This is a genomic window from Gillisella taibaishanensis (assembly GCF_001938985.1).
In the GTDB taxonomy this organism is placed as follows: Bacteria; Pseudomonadota; Alphaproteobacteria; order Rhizobiales; family Rhizobiaceae; genus Allorhizobium; species Allorhizobium taibaishanense.
The window spans coordinates 341,275-357,243 of sequence record NZ_MKIN01000027.1; the positions used below are offsets into that span (position 1 = coordinate 341,275).

12 protein-coding genes are annotated in these 15,969 nt (G+C 59.7%); 10 read left to right on the forward strand and 2 right to left on the reverse strand.

Going from position 1 to position 15,969, the window contains the following annotated elements:
* Positions 1 to 51: 51 nt before the first annotated feature.
* The 7 genes from BJF91_RS23100 (at position 52) to BJF91_RS25135 (ending at position 7,726) form a co-directional block, all read left to right on the forward strand.
* A complete protein-coding gene (locus BJF91_RS23100) occupies positions 52 to 1,362 on the forward strand; it encodes an efflux RND transporter periplasmic adaptor subunit (RefSeq protein ID WP_075616853.1) in 1,311 nt (436 codons plus the stop codon).
* Entirely contained in the window at positions 1,359 to 4,493 is a 3,135-nt protein-coding gene (locus tag BJF91_RS23105; RefSeq protein ID WP_075616854.1) for an efflux RND transporter permease subunit, read from the forward strand. Before BJF91_RS23100 ends, BJF91_RS23105 begins: the two co-directional genes overlap by 4 nt.
* 14 nt (positions 4,494 to 4,507) lie before the next feature.
* Entirely contained in the window at positions 4,508 to 4,711 is a 204-nt protein-coding gene (locus BJF91_RS23110; RefSeq protein ID WP_075616855.1) for a hypothetical protein, read from the forward strand.
* 281 nt (positions 4,712 to 4,992) lie between these two features.
* Positions 4,993 to 6,285 carry an Hsp70 family protein gene (locus BJF91_RS23115; RefSeq protein WP_075616856.1) on the forward strand — a complete coding sequence of 431 codons (1,293 nt, stop codon included), beginning with the start codon at positions 4,993 to 4,995 and terminating at the stop codon, positions 6,283 to 6,285.
* Positions 6,286 to 6,359: 74 nt separating this feature from the next.
* A complete protein-coding gene (locus BJF91_RS23120; protein WP_075616857.1) occupies positions 6,360 to 7,250 on the forward strand; it encodes a uracil-DNA glycosylase in 891 nt (296 codons plus the stop codon).
* Positions 7,251 to 7,415: 165 nt separating this feature from the next.
* Positions 7,416 to 7,580, forward strand: a complete 165-nt coding sequence (locus tag BJF91_RS25130; protein WP_162843912.1) for a hypothetical protein — start codon at positions 7,416 to 7,418, stop codon at positions 7,578 to 7,580.
* The gene (locus BJF91_RS25135; protein WP_162843913.1) at positions 7,577 to 7,726 is read left to right on the forward strand and encodes a hypothetical protein; all 150 of its coding nucleotides are present in this window, start codon (positions 7,577 to 7,579) and stop codon (positions 7,724 to 7,726) included. The genes BJF91_RS25130 and BJF91_RS25135 overlap by 4 nt, the downstream gene beginning before the upstream one ends.
* Before the next feature lie 174 nt (positions 7,727 to 7,900).
* Here the strand turns inward: BJF91_RS25135 and BJF91_RS23125 are convergent, their stop codons facing one another.
* Entirely contained in the window at positions 7,901 to 8,815 is a 915-nt protein-coding gene (locus BJF91_RS23125) for a hypothetical protein (protein ID WP_075616858.1), read from the reverse strand.
* 467 nt (positions 8,816 to 9,282) lie between these two features.
* On the opposite strand from BJF91_RS23125, the gene BJF91_RS23130 reads away from it, so the two are divergent.
* Complete coding sequence (locus BJF91_RS23130; RefSeq protein WP_075617043.1) at positions 9,283 to 10,527, forward strand: MFS transporter; 1,245 nt, start codon at positions 9,283 to 9,285, stop codon at positions 10,525 to 10,527.
* A 3-nt stretch (positions 10,528 to 10,530) separates the two neighbouring features.
* Here the strand turns inward: BJF91_RS23130 and BJF91_RS23135 are convergent, their stop codons facing one another.
* The gene (locus BJF91_RS23135; protein WP_075617044.1) at positions 10,531 to 11,472 is read right to left on the reverse strand and encodes a DMT family transporter; all 942 of its coding nucleotides are present in this window, start codon (positions 11,470 to 11,472) and stop codon (positions 10,531 to 10,533) included.
* Positions 11,473 to 11,892: 420 nt separating this feature from the next.
* Here BJF91_RS23135 and BJF91_RS23140 point away from each other — a divergent pair, with 420 nt between their 5' ends.
* A complete protein-coding gene (locus BJF91_RS23140; RefSeq protein WP_075616859.1) occupies positions 11,893 to 13,005 on the forward strand; it encodes a methyl-accepting chemotaxis protein in 1,113 nt (370 codons plus the stop codon).
* 184 nt (positions 13,006 to 13,189) lie between these two features.
* Positions 13,190 to 15,886: an aminopeptidase N gene (gene pepN, locus BJF91_RS23145; RefSeq protein WP_075616860.1), complete on the forward strand. Its 2,697-nt coding sequence runs from the start codon at positions 13,190 to 13,192 to the stop codon at positions 15,884 to 15,886.
* Positions 15,887 to 15,969 lie beyond the last annotated feature (83 nt).

The following is a 15,969-nucleotide window of genomic DNA, read 5'->3' on the forward strand; positions in this document are numbered from 1 at the left end:
CAATAATGATAGGGGTTATAGACCAGCTCTAGCTTCGTCAGGCCCGAACACATGAAAAAATTCTGGACCGCTTCCAGCATCATTGCAATTCTCGCCGTTGGTGGGTGGATTTACCGCGATCATATTCCCTATCTAGACAAAGTGCCTGTCCTGTCAGGCTATGTGCACAAGTCGGGCACGCAGACGGCGGATGCCAGCACGCAGGCACCTGGTCAGGACGCCGGCAAGTCAGGTGGACAGGCAAGCGGTGGACAGGCTGGTGGTGGGCAGGCTGCTGGCCAAGGCGGATCGGGCAAAGGTGGCGGCAAGCGCAACGGCGGGCCAGCATCGGTAAAGACGATTGCGGCAGCCATGGGCAATCTACCGATGGACGCGACGGCGACAGGCTGGGCCGAAGCCGAGGATACGACGACGCTTGCAGCGCTGCAAAGCGGGCTGTTGCAGGACGTGATCGCCAAGGACGGCCAGGAAGTGAAGGCCGGCGATCTGATTGCTCGGCTGGACGACCGCATTGCCCAGGCGACCGTCGACAAGGATAAGGCCAATATCGTCGCCGACGAAGCAAGCCTTGTCGAATATGACGCTGCCTTTCAGCGCGCCGTGAGCCTGGTCAAGCAAAATGCCCAGTCGCAGCAGACCTACGAGCAGGCAAAGGCCGCGCGCGACTCGGCAGCCGCCAAAGTCGATGCGGACAAAGCGACACTCGCGTCCGATCTGGTCGATCTCGAACATATGAAAATACGGGCACCGTTTGACGGTCGGCTGGGCAGCATTCAGCTCAGCATCGGCGCTTATGTCAGCGCCGGCAGCGCCATTGTCAGCATCACCCGCTACAATCCCATCTATGTCCGGTTCCAGATGCCGGAACGCTATTTGCCGCAACTGCACCAAGCGTTCGGCGTCAAGGATGTGGCTGTCGATGTCGATCCGGCCTCGACCGGCGGCGTCCCTGTGAGCGGAAAGTTGTCCTTCTTCGACAATACGGTTGACACCGCCTCTGGCACAATTCTGGTCAAGGCAGAGTTCGCGAATGACAAGGGCGTACTCTGGCCCGGCCAGAGCGCCAATGTCACCGTGCGCTTCCCCGGCGACACCGAGACGGTTCTGGTGCCGACGGTGGCCGTCAGGCCAGGTGCTGATGGCTTCTTCGTCTACACTGTCAATGGCGACAGCAAGGTCAAGGCCACCAAGGTTGCCGTGCTGCGCGCCAATGGCGATATGACGGCAATCTCATCGGGCCTGAAGGAAGGTGACCATATCGTGGTCGAAGGTCAGGTCCAGCTCGCCGACGGGCAGACCGTTGTCGAGCAGTTCTCGGGCCAGAAAGTGGCTGAAAACGAGCCGAAGGATGTGACCCGATGATCCCTACTTTCTGTATCAACAGACCAGTCGCGACCATTCTTCTCGCCATCGGCCTAATATTGGCAGGGCTTGCCGGCTATCGGCTGCTGCCAGTTGCCGCTCTGCCAAAGGTCGATTTCCCGACCATCAACGTCTCTTCGACCCTGTCTGGCGCCTCGCCGGAGACCATGGCGACGTCGGTCTCCACGCCGCTGATCAAGCAGTTCGAGACCATTCCCGGCGTCAGCGAAATCAGTGCCACCAACTCGCTCGGCAATTCCTCGATCGTCATCCAGTTCGACCTGAACCGTGACATCGATGCCGCAGCCGCTGACGTGCAGGCGGCGATTTCGCGTGCCAGCCGGCAGCTGCCGAGCAATATGACCACCGATCCGAGCTATCGGAAGACCAACCCGGCGGATGCGCCGATCCTGCTGCTCGCCATCAACAGCGATGAGATGCCGCGCAGTCAGGTGGATTCGATTGCCGAAAACATCATTTCGCCGCTGCTATCGACGCTGAACGGCGTTGCTCAGGTCAGCATTTACGGGTCGCAGACCTATGCAGTCCGCATCGGCGTCGATCCCGCCAAGCTGCAGGCTCGTGGCCTGGGTGTCGATACGCTGACGACGGCAATTTCCAATGCCAATAGCCAGGTTCCGATCGGCTCGCTCAACACCGCAGCCCAGTCGCTGACCATTAATGCCAATACGCAGCGCACCAATGCCGACGAATTCAAGTCGCTGGTGATCTCCACCACCAGCAACGGTGCGCCCATTCATCTGTCTGACGTCGCCAATGTCCGCGACAGCGTCGAAAATCTCGATGCCGGCAGCTGGTTTGATGGCAAGCAGGCGATCATTCTTGCCATTCAGCGCCAACCGGATGCCAACACCGTCGATGTCGTCGACGAAATAATGGCGAAGCTGCCGGCCCTGAAACGGCAGTTGCCGCCCTCGCTGCATATCAACGTCATGAACGATGCCTCGACCGCAATCCGCGAGGCCATCCACGACGTGCAGTTCACCCTGTTCCTGACCATCGGCCTTGTTGTCCTGGTGATCTATCTGTTCACCGGCCATCTGACTGCGACCCTCATTCCGGGCCTCGCCGTGCCGCTGTCACTGATTTCCACCTTCGGCGGCATGTATGTGCTGGGCTATAGCGTCGACAACATATCATTGCTCGGCCTGACGCTCGCGGTCGGCCTCGTGGTCGATGATGCCATCGTCATGCTCGAAAATATCCTGCGCCATGTCGAAGAAGGCATGCCGCCGATGCAGGCGGCGCTGAAGGGCGCCGGCGAAGTCAGCTCGACGATCATTTCCATGTCGATCTCGCTGGTGGCGGTGTTCATTCCGATCCTGCTGATGGGTGGCGTCGTAGGACGTCTGTTCAACGAATTCGGCATGGTCGTTACCCTGGCGATCCTGTCGTCTGCGCTGGTATCGCTGACGGTGACGCCGATGCTGGCGGCACGCATTCCTTCCCACAGCAGCCGGCCACCGCTCATCGTGCGCTGGTTCGACGCCGGGTTTAACAAGACGCAGTCGGGTTACGACAAGTCGGTGCGCTGGTGCCTCAACCATCGCTTCGTGATCATGTTGGTGTTTCTAGGCTCGATCGGCGGCTCTGCCTGGTTGTTCGAGACCCTGCCCTCCAGCTTCTTCCCACAGGAAGATATCGGCCGCCTCTCGGTCAGCACCCAGGCCCGCGAGGACATTTCCTACGATGCCATGCGCGACCTGCAGCAGAAGGTTGCCGACACGTTGAAGGCCGATCCGGCCGTCGATCACGTCACCTCGATCGTCGGCGGTTCCAGCCGCAGCCCGCTCAACAACGGTACGCTGTTCGTGCAGTTGAAGCCCAAGGACAACCGGCCGCCGCTGGCCCAGACGATCAACGGCATGCGGCAGAAGCTGTCGAAAATAGCGGGTATCCGCAGCTACATCACACCCCAGCAAAACCTGCGCTTCGGCGGACGCAGCACGGCCAGCCAGTACCAGTTGGTGGTTCAGGCTCTCAGCACCAAGGAAACCGACGAGTGGTCGTCGAAAATCCAAGCTGCGATGCGCCGAGACTCATTGTTTACCGACGTCACCTCCGACGCCCAGAACAATGCGATTGCTGCGGACATTTCGATCGACAATGGCAAGGCTGCCGCTTTCGGCATCACCAACGATCAGCTGCGCAAGACGCTGGAAATGGCTTTCAGCGGTTACAACGCCGCTCAGATCCAGTCGACCGGCGACAGCTATGACGTGATCGTCGAGTTCGACCGCAGCAAGCCATGGGACGATGAGTTCCTGCGCGATATCCTGGTCAGGTCTTCCTCGACGGGAACGCTGGTACCGCTGTCGAACTTCGCCACGGTCAAGCGCCATACAGCGCCTGTCACCGTCAACCAGACCGGCCAGCTGGTCTCGACCACGGTGTCCTTCAATCTGCCCGATGGCGTGTCACTCAGCGATGCCACCGCCCGGATCGACCAGATCAAGACGGAAATCGGCATGCCAAACGACGTCTTCACGTCCTATGGCGGCACGGCGGCAATCTTCCAGCAGTCGCAGAGCAATACCGGTCTGCTGATCCTGGCCGCGGTTCTGACGATTTATGTGGTTCTGGGCGTGCTCTATGAGAGCTTCATCCACCCGCTCACCATCCTCTCGGGTCTACCGGCTGCAGCACTCGGTGCTCTGCTGGCGCTGAAGGTGCTGAACTTCGACATGTCCGTCATTGCGCTTATCGGTCTGCTGATGCTGATTGGTATCGTCAAGAAGAACGCGATCATGATGATCGACGTGGCCGTGGAGTTGATCCGTGACCATGGCGAGGCACCGGCAAAGGCGATCCACGAAGCCTGCGTGCGACGCTTCCGGCCGATCATGATGACGACCTTCTGCGCCCTGCTCGGCGCGCTGCCCATCGCGCTTGGCCAGGGCGCCAGTTCCGAACTGCGCCAGCCGCTTGGCATCGCCGTGGTCGGCGGCCTGATCGTGTCGCAGTTGTTGACCCTGTTCATCACGCCTGTCATCTTCGTTGAAATGGACCGGGGCGGTAAATTCCTGACCCGGCTGTTCCGCCGCAACAAGAGCCATCATCCGGCCAATAGCGAGGATCACCCCTCCAAACCGGCCATGGCGGCAGAATAAACGGGAGCAAGGCAATGGCAGCAATGCGTTGGGTTATGACTGTGGTCGGCGTACTGGCCATTGCCATGGGTGTTCTTTGGATGGCGCAGGGGGCGGGTCTCTTCCCCTACCCGCAGTCCAGTTTCATGATCAACCAGACGCCCTGGATCATCTGGGGCGGGCTCTTGGCGCTGGTCGGACTGGTGATCACCTGGGGCGCCGGTCGGGTTTTGCGCTGAACACCGCTCATCGCTTCCGTTGACATGACAGCGCCGGCAGTAGGTCGGCGTAAACAATCAGAACGCCGCGTTCCCGCGAACGCGGCGTTCTTGCGTTTGCCGGCTATCGGCAAGGCGACCATGTTACAAAATCGTTTCTTGCATCGCGGTGCCGCCTGTGTCATCAGGCCACCGCTGCGCTGACACGGGTTTCGACCTCGGCGCTATCAATTGATCCTGTCACCACGCCGCCACAGGCGCGCCACCACCGGCAAACTCACGCAGATTGGGGAGAACCAGCCATGGCTAAAGCGCTCGGGCTCGATTTCGGCACGACCAATACCGTCCTCGCGCAGGCGGTCGACGCCTCGACGACGCAGTCGGTGCAATTCACCTCGGCAGCAGGGACCGCAGACAGCATGCGCACGGCGCTGTCTTTCATGAAGGACCCGCAGCTTGGCGCCCGCGCGCTGAAGGTGGAGGCCGGCCATGCCGCGATCCGGCAATTCATCGACAACCCCGGCGATTGCCGCTTCTTGCAGTCGATCAAGACCTTCGCCGCCTCGCCGCTGTTCCAGGGCACATTGGTGCATGCGCGCCGCTTCCAGTTCGAAGACCTTATGGAGGTGTTCCTGAAGCGACTAGAAAGCTACGCCGGTGACGGCTGGCCCGGCCATGCCGGCCGCATCGTTGCCGGACGACCGGTGCATTTCGCCGGCGCGTCGCCCGATCCCGAGCTTGCCATGCGCCGCTACAATGACGCGCTGAACCGCATGGGCTTTCCGGAAATCCACTATGTCTATGAGCCTGTCGCAGCCGCCTTCTATTTCGCCCAGCATCTGACCAGCGATGCGACCGTGCTGGTCGCCGATTTCGGCGGCGGCACCACAGACTATTCGCTGATCCGCTTCGAGCGGCGGGCTGGCGTGCTGTCGGCGCATCCGGTCGGCTATTCCGGCGTGGGCATTGCCGGCGATCAGTTCGACGCACGCATCATCGAGCATCTGGTGGCGCCTGAAATCGGCAAAGGCAGCCAGTTCAAGAGCTTCGACAAGGTTCTCGACATCCCCAGCAATTACTACACCAGCTTTTCGCGCTGGAACCAATTGTCGGTATTCAAGTCGTCGAAGGAATTTGCCGACCTCAAGCAGTTGGTGCGCCAGAGCCTCGACCCAGACAAGCTGGAATTGTTCATCGATCTCGTCGAGCATGACGAAGGATACCCGCTCTATCAGGCCGTCTCCTCGACCAAGATGGCCCTGTCATCGGCCGAAGAAGCCGAGTTCAACTTCTCGCCGCTGGGCGCAGCCGGTCGCAAGACGGTGAAGCGCCAGGATTTCGAGAGCTGGATCGCCGACGACCTCGCCCGCATGGAAGCTGCACTTGACGATGTGCTGACACGAACCGGCACCGAGGCATCGACGGTGGATAAAGTGTTCCTGACCGGCGGCACCTCTTTCGTGCCTGCGGTACGGCGAATATTTGCCGAGCGCTTTGGCACGGAGCGGATCGAAAGCGGCGGCGAAATGGTGTCGATCGCCCATGGTCTGGCCCTGATCGGCGACCGCGACGACATTGACCTGTGGACGGCGTGACACGAAACACCTTTGCGCAAATCAGGCCATGCTTTGCTGTTCCTTTCGGCGGCGCGCTTGGCTAACATAGACCCATGATCCCTGCCGAGCAGATGACACCAGCCGAACTCGCTGCCCTTCTGGCTTTCCATGCCGAAGCCGGGGTGGAATGGCTCGTGGAAGACGACCCGGTCGACCGGATCGCTCAGTTTGCCGCCGAACGTCAGGCACGCGCTCGGCCCTCCGTACAGCAGGCGCCGCAGGTTCAAACCGGACCGCCAGCAACGAGCGGCGCGTCGGGAACCGGCGATATCCGCGACCGCGCAAGCCCGCAGCAGAAGCTGCAGCCCGCTTTGCGCTCGCCGACGGCACCGCTTGCCATTCCCGACGATACCGCGATCAGCGACGCCCGCTTCGCCGCTGAAAGCGCCCGGTCGCTCGAAGAATTGAAGACCGCGCTCGAAGGCTTCTCGGGTTGCAATCTGAAAGCCAGCGCTCGGTCGACGATCTTTGCGCAAGGCCCGGCCCAGAGCGGCATCATGGTTATCGGCCCTATCCCGTCTGCTGACGACGATCGGGAGGGGCTCGCCTTTTCCGGCCGCAGCGGCGCACTATTGGACCGAATGCTCTCGGCCATCGGGCTTTCGCGTGAGGCGCTGGTGCTGACCACGGCCATTCCATGGCGCGGTCCTGGCGACCGTATGCCAACGCCGGCCGAGGCGGCAATCTGCCGACCCTTTATCGAACGGCAGATTGCCCTGATCGAGCCGAAGGCCGTGCTGCTGCTCGGCAATTTCACCGCCCGTTTCTTCTTCGGCGGCACAGGCACGATCCATGCCTTGCGCGGCGCCTGGCGCGACGTGGCCGCCGGTGGCCAGACCATCCCCGCTATCGCCACCTTCCACCCGCAGGATCTGCTGCAAGCCCCGGCCACAAAGGCGCTCGCCTGGCGCGATCTTCTGTCTTTCCAGCAACGCCTGCTGTAAACACCAGATCCGCACCCATGCAGCAATCGCATGGCAGTCATCAGCTAAGATCGATTGAATATTTTATATTGCAGCGCAATATGAGGGCGTGGTGAATTGGAGTCGGGCATGAATGGCCGACCTCTGCGCCACAAGTCTTGGGAGGACCTTACAGGAACCAGGACGATGAACCGCAATCGCATTACCAAACCGATTCACAGCAATTTCGAAAGCGTGCGTGCGCAGATCCGCGCGCTGCCGCGTCTGCATACCTATTACCGCGTGGGCTACGTTGCCTGCGAGCAGTTGGCCGCAACAGCTTGGCTCAGACTGGAAAGAGACGCCCGATGAACGAAGCCACATCCCGCTCGAACCCTTTGCTGAAGCCGTTCCAGGCCCTGCGCCAGATCCGCGACGCCGTTGGCGCATCCCGCGATTTCAGCCGTTCCACCACGGCGAATGCCGACGACGCGGCCCTGCGCGCCATCCCCTTCTGATTGTCTCCTGAGGCTTGACGCTTCGCGGTCCCGAAACTGAAGGCATGACCGGGGCCAAGACCGCGAGAGGGAAGCGTCGAACGTGAGACGCATCAGCACGTTGATCTCATTTAGGAGGTCGGCGGTTTTTTGCGTTTTGAAATTGCGACCTGACGCCTCTTATTCTACCCAAAATCAGGCCGAACAACCAACCGCAATCTGTTCTGTCTCGAACCCGGTTGATTCGCAGGATACGATCAGCCCAAGTTCGCGCTCGAATACAGCGTCCAGCACCGCCGACTTGCGTGCAAGCCAAGCGAGATAATCCAGTAGAAACGTTTCGGCCAGCTCGATGCGGCTGGCGCGACCTTGGCCGGTGCGACGAATGCAGCCCTGATCTTCGGCCCGCTTCAAAGCTCGCTGCAAATGAGTACGCGACATGACGAAGCGTTCGGCCATGGCGGGAATATCGACAATGCCGAGGTCATAGAAGCCATCAGTCAGTGGCGCCTGCATCGTCAATTCGACGAAACGGTCCATGACAAGCGCGCCGCTTTCCGTCCACTGAAACAGGCCGATGCGCTCATCTGGTTCGCGCCAGGCATGGTCGTCGATGCATTGCCGCGCAAAATCAGGCTGCACCAGCAGCAGCAATTCGGGATGCTGCAGGAATTGCGCAAGCCTGCAACCATCGTCGACATAATCCAGCGAGGCAAGATTGGCAGCAAACCAGTGCTGCATCGCCTGAACGCTGTTCTCCACCAGTTCAAAACTGCGCGGACGCTTGCGGCTTTGCGGATGCAGCCTGATGAAGCGGTAGCTCAACATCTGATCGACATAGGTCAGCACCGTATTGCGGCTGGCGACGCCCATGCCGCAGATCCAGTCCGTCAGGGCGCTCGCTGTCAGCCCTGCCCCCGTGCATCGTCCTGTCGCGTGATCGGCAAACAAAGCGAAGGCAGCGTGGGTCATCATCCATCGTTGATGCGACACCAGTGCCCGCGCCAGCCGCGGCGTCTCGTCGAATTGGCCGCCCAGCTGTCCGGCCATTGTGGCCATTGCCTCGGCAAAGCGCCGGGAAGTTGCGAGCGTTGCGACGGAAAGCGCCATAGGCAGATCCACGATCAGATTTACATAATTGAGCAAAGTAGCAAAAAGCTATACAAGACAACCGGAACGGACGATTGCACCGGTTTCTCGTATACCACAGCAATAGAAGCAAACTGTTCCGCAATCAATTCTTTTGAGAAAAAATTTTTAAACGCAACAATACAGTCCTGCGGCTGTTTCAGAGAAATCGTTTTCAACCCAGGACAGTGAAATAGTGTTGAAAGCAGTAAAACAGCAATTGAAGCTGTAAAGCGGTAGCGCCGAAAGCGACATCGCACAACAGAAACCATCGCTGCGAACGCTTACCTTGCACCGCAACTCGAGGGCGTTCTATATGCGGCTGCGATGCCGCAGACAGGATGTCGTCACCTGTCATATTCACGGCATAATTGCTGACGTAGATCAGGCTCGGTCAAGCGGCCTGTCCGACACCTTTTTAACAGCGGCCGTGCCGCAGCGGACTTATGATGATTGCCAGTCTCGCCTCCATCGGCGCCCTCATGCTATCGACCCTGCTGATGATGGCGGGATTCGGGCTGATGAACTACATGCTGCCGATCCGTGCGGTGGCTGAAGGCTGGTCGACCTTCACCATTTCCGTGATTGCGACGGGCTACACGTTCGGCTTCACCACATCCTGCGTGGTCACCCCTCGGCTGGTGCAGAAGGTCGGGCATGTCCGGGTATTCTCGGCGCTGATCACGCTTTTGACGATGTCGATCCTGCTTTGCGCCATCGTTGTCGACTGGCGGGCCTGGATCCTGTTTCGCGCTATTGCTGGCTTTGCCATTGCTGGCAGCTATCTGATCATCGAAAGCTGGCTGAACGAGCGCAGCAACAACGAAAACCGCGGCGGCCTGTTTTCCATCTACATGATTTCCTGCCTGGTCGGCTCGATCGGCGGCCAGTATATCGTGCCACTTGGCGATCCGAGCCAGGTGACGCTGTTTGTGATCTGTGGACTAATCTTTTCCGCCGCCTTGTTTCCGACGGCGCTGTCCAGCGCCCAGTCGCCAGCGCCGCTCGCCCAGGCCCGGTTCGACCTGAAGAAACTCTACGTGCGATCGCCGATTGCCTTCGTCGGTTCACTGTTATCAGGCGCGCTGTCGGGTACCTGGAGCAGCCTTGGCGCGGTCTACAGCCAGCGGGTCGGTTTATCGACGGCTGAAGGCGCAACGTTTCTCGCGGCCGTTTTGGCTGGCGGCGCGCTCGCCCAGATCCCGCTCGGTCGGCTGTCCGACCGGATGGACCGCCGCCGGGTGATGGTCGGCGCCGGCCTGTTCGGCGTGCTCTGCTGCGTCGTGATGATTATGCTCGGCGGCCTGTCGCCGCTGGCGCTTTATATTTGCGGCTTCTCCGTCGGCACGGTGCTTTATCCGGTTTATTCCCTCAATGTCGCCCATGCCAATGACCTGGCCGATCCCGACGAATATGTGACAATTTCAAGCGCCATCATGATCCTCTACGGGTTTGGAACGGTGACAGGACCGCTCGTAACCGGGGCGATCATGGAAGAACTTGGACCGAACGGGCTTCTGGTCAGCCTGGCCATCAGCTTCTTCCTCTACGCTAGCTATGCCGGCTGGCGAATGTGCAAGCGCAGCGCTACACCCGGCCAGGTGCCGGGCCAGGATGGCAAGACCGAATTCCAGGCCTCCTCACTGCCCATGCAGGGCACTGAGGCTGCGTCTTCGAAGATCGCCGATATCTGACGATTAGCCAGCTGGAAGCGAAGCCTTGCGCGCAGCACGGCGTTCAAGGCCCAGTTGATGCTCACGCAGAATGATGAAGATGCCGGCACCGGCCACGATGACGGTTCCAACCAGCGTATGCACGCTTGGAAGATCGCCAAACAGATAATAGCCGATCAGTGAGCCAAACAGGATCGAGGTGTATTCGAAAGGGGCAATCGTGGAGATATCGGCGTGGCGATAGCTTTCGGTGAGCAGGATTTGGGCAAGGCCGCCGCAGATGCCGGCAAAGGCAAGCAGGGCAAGTTGGACAGATGTCAGGTCGTTCCAGCCGAAGGGCAGGCTGAGCAGCGAGACCAAAGAAGCGATGATCGAAAAATAGAGGACGATGGTCGCGGTCTTTTCCTCCTGCACCAACTGGCGCACCTGCAGCATGGCGCCTGCTCCCAGCGCCGCCGAGGCCAGCACAGCAAGCGCGCCGATCCCAGCGGAGGAGCCATAATCCCCGCCCTGCAGCAGGGTCAGTTTCGGCCATGAAATGATCACCACGCCGACAAGGCCAATGGCGACCGCCGACCAGCGATAGAGCCGGACCGTTTCGCGCAGGAAGATGGCGGCAAACATGACCGCAATCAGCGGCATGGCATAGCCGATGGCGATGGCATCAGGCATCGGCAGATGCACCAAGCCGTAGAAGCCGCAGGCCATGGCGGTGATGCCGATAAGGCCGCGCTTGACGTGGCCAAAGACATTGGCCGTCTTCAATCCCGTCCTGAGTTGGCCGAGATAGGCGAGATAGCCCAAAATAGGCAACAATGCGAAGGCAGAACGATAGAAGGTAATCTGCCCGGCAGGGACATCGTCTCCGGCCAGTTTGATCGCCGTTTGCATGGCGACGAAGACGGTGACCGAGGCCATCTTGAACAGAATGCCTCTGATCGGGCCGACCGATATCTCACTGTCCATGGCAGAAAACTCATGATGGCCGCCACTGTCGCGGGCGGATAGCTGCTGAAGATGGGAAGGTGGCGCGCGCGGGCACCTGATGTTTGGAACCTCACAATTGCCGATTCGATCCGGCCACGCAAGCATAGGCCCAAAAAAGGTTGGCATGTATCTTGCATTTTTATTGGCCGACAGGGAGATCACCCCACGCAGATACTGTCGCTCACCAAATCACTTTTTTTTATAAAAATATGTTCTGTTACAAATATTTACGAAGAATCCGCGTGGTTTTCATCGTCGTTTTCACGACAATAAAACCGTCCCAATTCAAGAATTTCGTTTTATACTTAGTTAACCAAGTCATGCATTAGATTGTTGCCCGACAGTATATTAAATTTCTCCACACTCGGGTTCTCTGCCCTTGTTTTCAGGATTTTCGCCATGTCGAATTCTCCCGCAGTTGCTCATAGACATCGGGTCGTTAATGCCACCCCCCGCTCCATGCGGTTGATCACCGAAAGTATTGGTGGCGATCTCGAGACTTTCAGCATGAACAATACCTTGGTGGTCAAGCAGATCCGGCTGCTGGCAATCAATGCGCTGATCGAAGCCGCTCGTGCCGGCGATATGGGCAAGGGTTTCGCCGTCGTTGCCAATGAAGTGCAGCGGCTGGCCCAGAGTGCGGCAGACATCGCCAAGCAGTTTGAAGACAATGTACTGAGCCGCATCCAGCTTGGACGCGCAATGGCCGACGGACTGGTCCAGGAAATGGAAGGTGTGAGACTTACCGATCTCTGCCTAACGCTGGTGCAGTTTATCGTGCGCAATCTGTTCGAGCGCACCGCAGACGTCCGCTGGTGGGCAACGGATTCGGCACTCTGGTCGGCGCTACAAGATCCAAGCGCTGCGAGCTTCGACCACGCCAGCGGGCGCCTCGGGGTGATCAACCGCTTCTACACCGTCTATATCGACCTCGTCATGACCGACCGGAAGGGACAGGTCGTGGCCTCGGCCAATCCGCGCTATGCAAAGACACTGAAGAACAAGAATTTCTCCGGCGAGAACTGGGTCAAGGCAGCGGCACGCACGACAAGTGGCGACGATTATATCGTCGACGAAGTCAGGAAAAGCCCCATGCATGAGGATCGGGACGTTCTGGTCTATGCGACAGGCATCCGCGAAGGCGGCCGGTCCGACGGCGCATTGCTCGGCACGCTTGGCGTCTATTTCGATTGGCAAGCCCAGGGCCAGGCGATCGTCGAGAAAGAAGCCAATCTGCCGCCACATCTCGTTGACAAGACCCAGGTCATGCTGCTCGACGGCGCGATGCGAGTGATTGCCAGCTCCAATCCAAGCCGGATCTATACGCATTTCCCACTGCACAACAGCAACGGAGCTGCAAAGGGCAGTTATTACGATGACAGCGGCAACATCATCGCATTTGCCAAAACCCTCGGCTACGAGGATTATGATGGGCTCGGGTGGTACGGTGTGATCATCCAGCAGACCGAAACCGAAGAGGACATCCGCGCCGAATTGCAGATCGTGCCATGACCTTCGGTGTCGAGCCACACCAGTCTGTCTGCAACTTGAGTTTGCGGTCGGACCAAGAAAAAACAATAATAGATCGGATTTTAGCAATCGTTCAGAAATTGCTGTCATCATGCCCAGGAATTGCGCTGGCCCGTTTCTTTGAAATGCTTGCGTGTAGACGATTTGCCATAGGACGATCATATTGATGCGCACAGAAACGGGCCAGGTTGTCAGCCTGGCAGACTATCGCCCGACCGACTTCGTTCTTGAGCGGGTCGACCTGACCTTCGAGCTCGATCCCACAGAAACCAAAGTCGAGACGCGGCTGATCTTCCATCGCCGCGAAGGCGCCGATCCGACTGCACCTTTGGTGCTCGATGGCGACGAACTGGTGCTGACCAGTCTATTGTTCGACCAGATCGAGATCGATCCTGGCCGCTACACCGCGACGCCGAACCTGCTGACGATCCGCGACCTGCCAGCCGCCGAGCCCTTCGAGATCACCATCACCACGCTGATCAATCCCGAGGCGAATACCCAACTGATGGGTCTTTACCGCTCGAACGGCATCTACTGCACCCAGTGCGAGGCTGAAGGCTTCCGCCGCATCACCTATTTCCCCGACCGGCCCGACGTGCTCTCGGTCTATACGGTCAATATTATCGCCGATAAGGCGGCCAATCCGCTGCTGCTGTCGAACGGCAACTTCTTAGGGGGTGCCGGCTATGGCGAAGGCAAGCATTTCGCCGCCTGGTTCGATCCGCATCCCAAGCCCAGCTATCTCTTTGCGCTGGTTGCCGGCGATCTCGGACTGGTCGAGGACACGTTCACGACGCTGTCGGGCCGCGAGGTCGCGCTGAAAATCTACGTCGAGCATGGCAAGGAGCCGCGTGCGTCTTATGCCATGGACGCGCTGAAGCGCTCGATGAAATGGGATGAGGACGTGTTCGGCCGCGAATACGATCTCGACATCTTCATGATCGTCGCCGTGTCCGATTTCAACATGGGGGCCATGGAAAACAAGGGCCTCAATGTCTTCAACGACAAATATGTGCTGGCCGATCCGGAAACCGCTACAGATGCCGACTACGCCAATATCGAGGCGATCATCGCGCATGAGTATTTCCACAACTGGACCGGCAATCGCATCACCTGCCGCGACTGGTTCCAGCTCTGCCTGAAGGAAGGCCTGACGGTCTATCGCGACCATCAGTTCTCCGCCGACCAGCGCTCGCGCGCCGTCAAGCGCATTGCCGAGGTAAGGCATCTGCGCGCCGAGCAGTTCGTCGAGGATTCCGGCCCGCTCGCCCATCCGGTGCGGCCGAATACCTATAAGGAAATCAATAATTTCTACACGACGACCGTCTATGAAAAAGGCTCGGAAGTCACCGGCATGATCGCTACGATCCTCGGTCCTGATTTGTTCAAGGCCGGCATGGATCTCTATTTCGAGCGTCATGACGGCGATGCCGCCACGGTCGAGGATTTCGTCGCCTGCTTTGCCGAGGTCTCCAAGCGCGATCTCAGCCAGTTTTCGCTCTGGTACAATCAGGCGGGCACCCCGAATGTCACCGTCTCCTGCGCTTACGATGTCGGCGCCGGCCTCTTCACCGTCGATCTCGAACAGGTCGTGCCGCCGACACCCGGCCAGCCGAACAAGCAGCCGATGCATATTCCGCTTCGCTTCGGACTGCTATCCGCCGCCGGCGCGCCGTTGGCTGCTGCCGGCGTCGAGGGCGGCGAAGTCTCTGGCGATGTCCTGCATCTGACCGAACGCCGCCAGACCTTCCGCTTTTCCGGAATTGCCGAGCGCCCGGTCCTGTCGCTCAATCGCGGTTTTTCCGCTCCGGTCGTGCTGCATTTCAAGCAGGACAGCGCCGATCTCGCCCTGATCGCCAGTCATGACAGCGATCTTTTCTCCCGCTGGCAGGCGCTCAGCGACCTTGCGCTGCCGGTACTCTGCGAAAGCGCCCGCCAGACTGGCGGCAAAGTCGCCGCCAAGGGTCGTGGCACCAAGGCCAAGTCGGCAGCAGTCGCCGCCGATCCAGCCGCCGCAGTAGCCCTGACCAAGAGCCTGCTCTCCATTGTTGGCGACGACAGTCTTGAGCCGGCCTTCCGGGCGCAGGCGCTGGCTCTGCCCAGCGAGGCAGATATTGCCCGCGAACTCGGCAGCAATATCGATCCCGACGCCATCCACCGTGCACGTCAGGCGCTTGTCGCCGAGATCGCCCGGGCGGGCCTGGACCTGTTTGGCCAGTTGGTCGAGGGCATGGCAAGCGATGCGCCCTACAGCCCGGATGCGGCCTCCGCCGGCCGCCGGGCGCTGAAGAATGCTGCGCTTGGATATCTCGTCCAGGCTGCCCAGGATCCGGCCAAGGCCGCCGAGGCTTATGACAAAGCCGATAACATGACCGACCTGTCGCATGCGCTCGGCGTTCTCGTCACCTATTTCCCGGAGACCGAAGCTGCCCAGGCCGCCCTTGGCAATTTCCAAACCCGCTTTGCCGGCAACGCGCTGGTGCTCGACAAGTGGTTCTCGGTGCAGGCGAGCATTCCGGGCGACGGCGCGCTAGCCCGCATCAAGGCATTGATGAGCAACCCCGGCTTCAATCCTGCCAATCCCAACCGGGTGCGGGCACTGATCGGCAGTTTTGCCTTCTCCAACCCGACCGGCTTCCACCGCGCCGACGGGGCAGCCTATGATTTCATGGCCGAGCAGATCCTTCTGATCGACAAGCGCAATCCGCAGTTGGCTGCCCGGCTTTTGACCTCGATGCGCACCTGGCGGATGCTGGAGCCGACCCGCGCCGAGAAGGCAAAGGCCGCGCTTTCGACCATTGAAAAGTCGAGCGGGCTCTCCAACGACGTGCGCGACATCGTCGAGCGGATGCTGAAGGGCTGAGCAAACTTGATTCGTTCTCATCAAAGTCCGGCCTGCAACGGCTGGGCTTTGATGAAAAGCTGATTCTTCGCAAGAGGTTAACA

Bases quoted from the DNA above. Each gene is read 5' to 3' on its own strand.
- BJF91_RS23135 (WP_075617044.1), bottom strand. From the start codon at position 11,472: ATGGACAGTGAGATATCGGTCGGCCCGATCAGAGGCATTCTGTTCAAG.
- BJF91_RS23105 (WP_075616854.1), top strand. From the start codon at position 1,359: ATGATCCCTACTTTCTGTATCAACAGACCAGTCGCGACCATTCTTCTC.
- BJF91_RS23110 (WP_075616855.1), top strand. From the start codon at position 4,508: ATGGCAGCAATGCGTTGGGTTATGACTGTGGTCGGCGTACTGGCCATT.
- BJF91_RS23140 (WP_075616859.1), top strand. From the start codon at position 11,893: ATGTCGAATTCTCCCGCAGTTGCTCATAGACATCGGGTCGTTAATGCC.
- BJF91_RS23120 (WP_075616857.1), top strand. From the start codon at position 6,360: ATGATCCCTGCCGAGCAGATGACACCAGCCGAACTCGCTGCCCTTCTG.
- pepN (WP_075616860.1), top strand. From the start codon at position 13,190: ATGCGCACAGAAACGGGCCAGGTTGTCAGCCTGGCAGACTATCGCCCG.
- BJF91_RS23130 (WP_075617043.1), top strand. From the start codon at position 9,283: ATGATTGCCAGTCTCGCCTCCATCGGCGCCCTCATGCTATCGACCCTG.
- BJF91_RS25135 (WP_162843913.1), top strand. From the start codon at position 7,577: ATGAACGAAGCCACATCCCGCTCGAACCCTTTGCTGAAGCCGTTCCAG.
- BJF91_RS23100 (WP_075616853.1), top strand. From the start codon at position 52: ATGAAAAAATTCTGGACCGCTTCCAGCATCATTGCAATTCTCGCCGTT.
- BJF91_RS23115 (WP_075616856.1), top strand. From the start codon at position 4,993: ATGGCTAAAGCGCTCGGGCTCGATTTCGGCACGACCAATACCGTCCTC.
- BJF91_RS25130 (WP_162843912.1), top strand. From the start codon at position 7,416: ATGAACCGCAATCGCATTACCAAACCGATTCACAGCAATTTCGAAAGC.
- BJF91_RS23125 (WP_075616858.1), bottom strand. From the start codon at position 8,815: ATGGCGCTTTCCGTCGCAACGCTCGCAACTTCCCGGCGCTTTGCCGAG.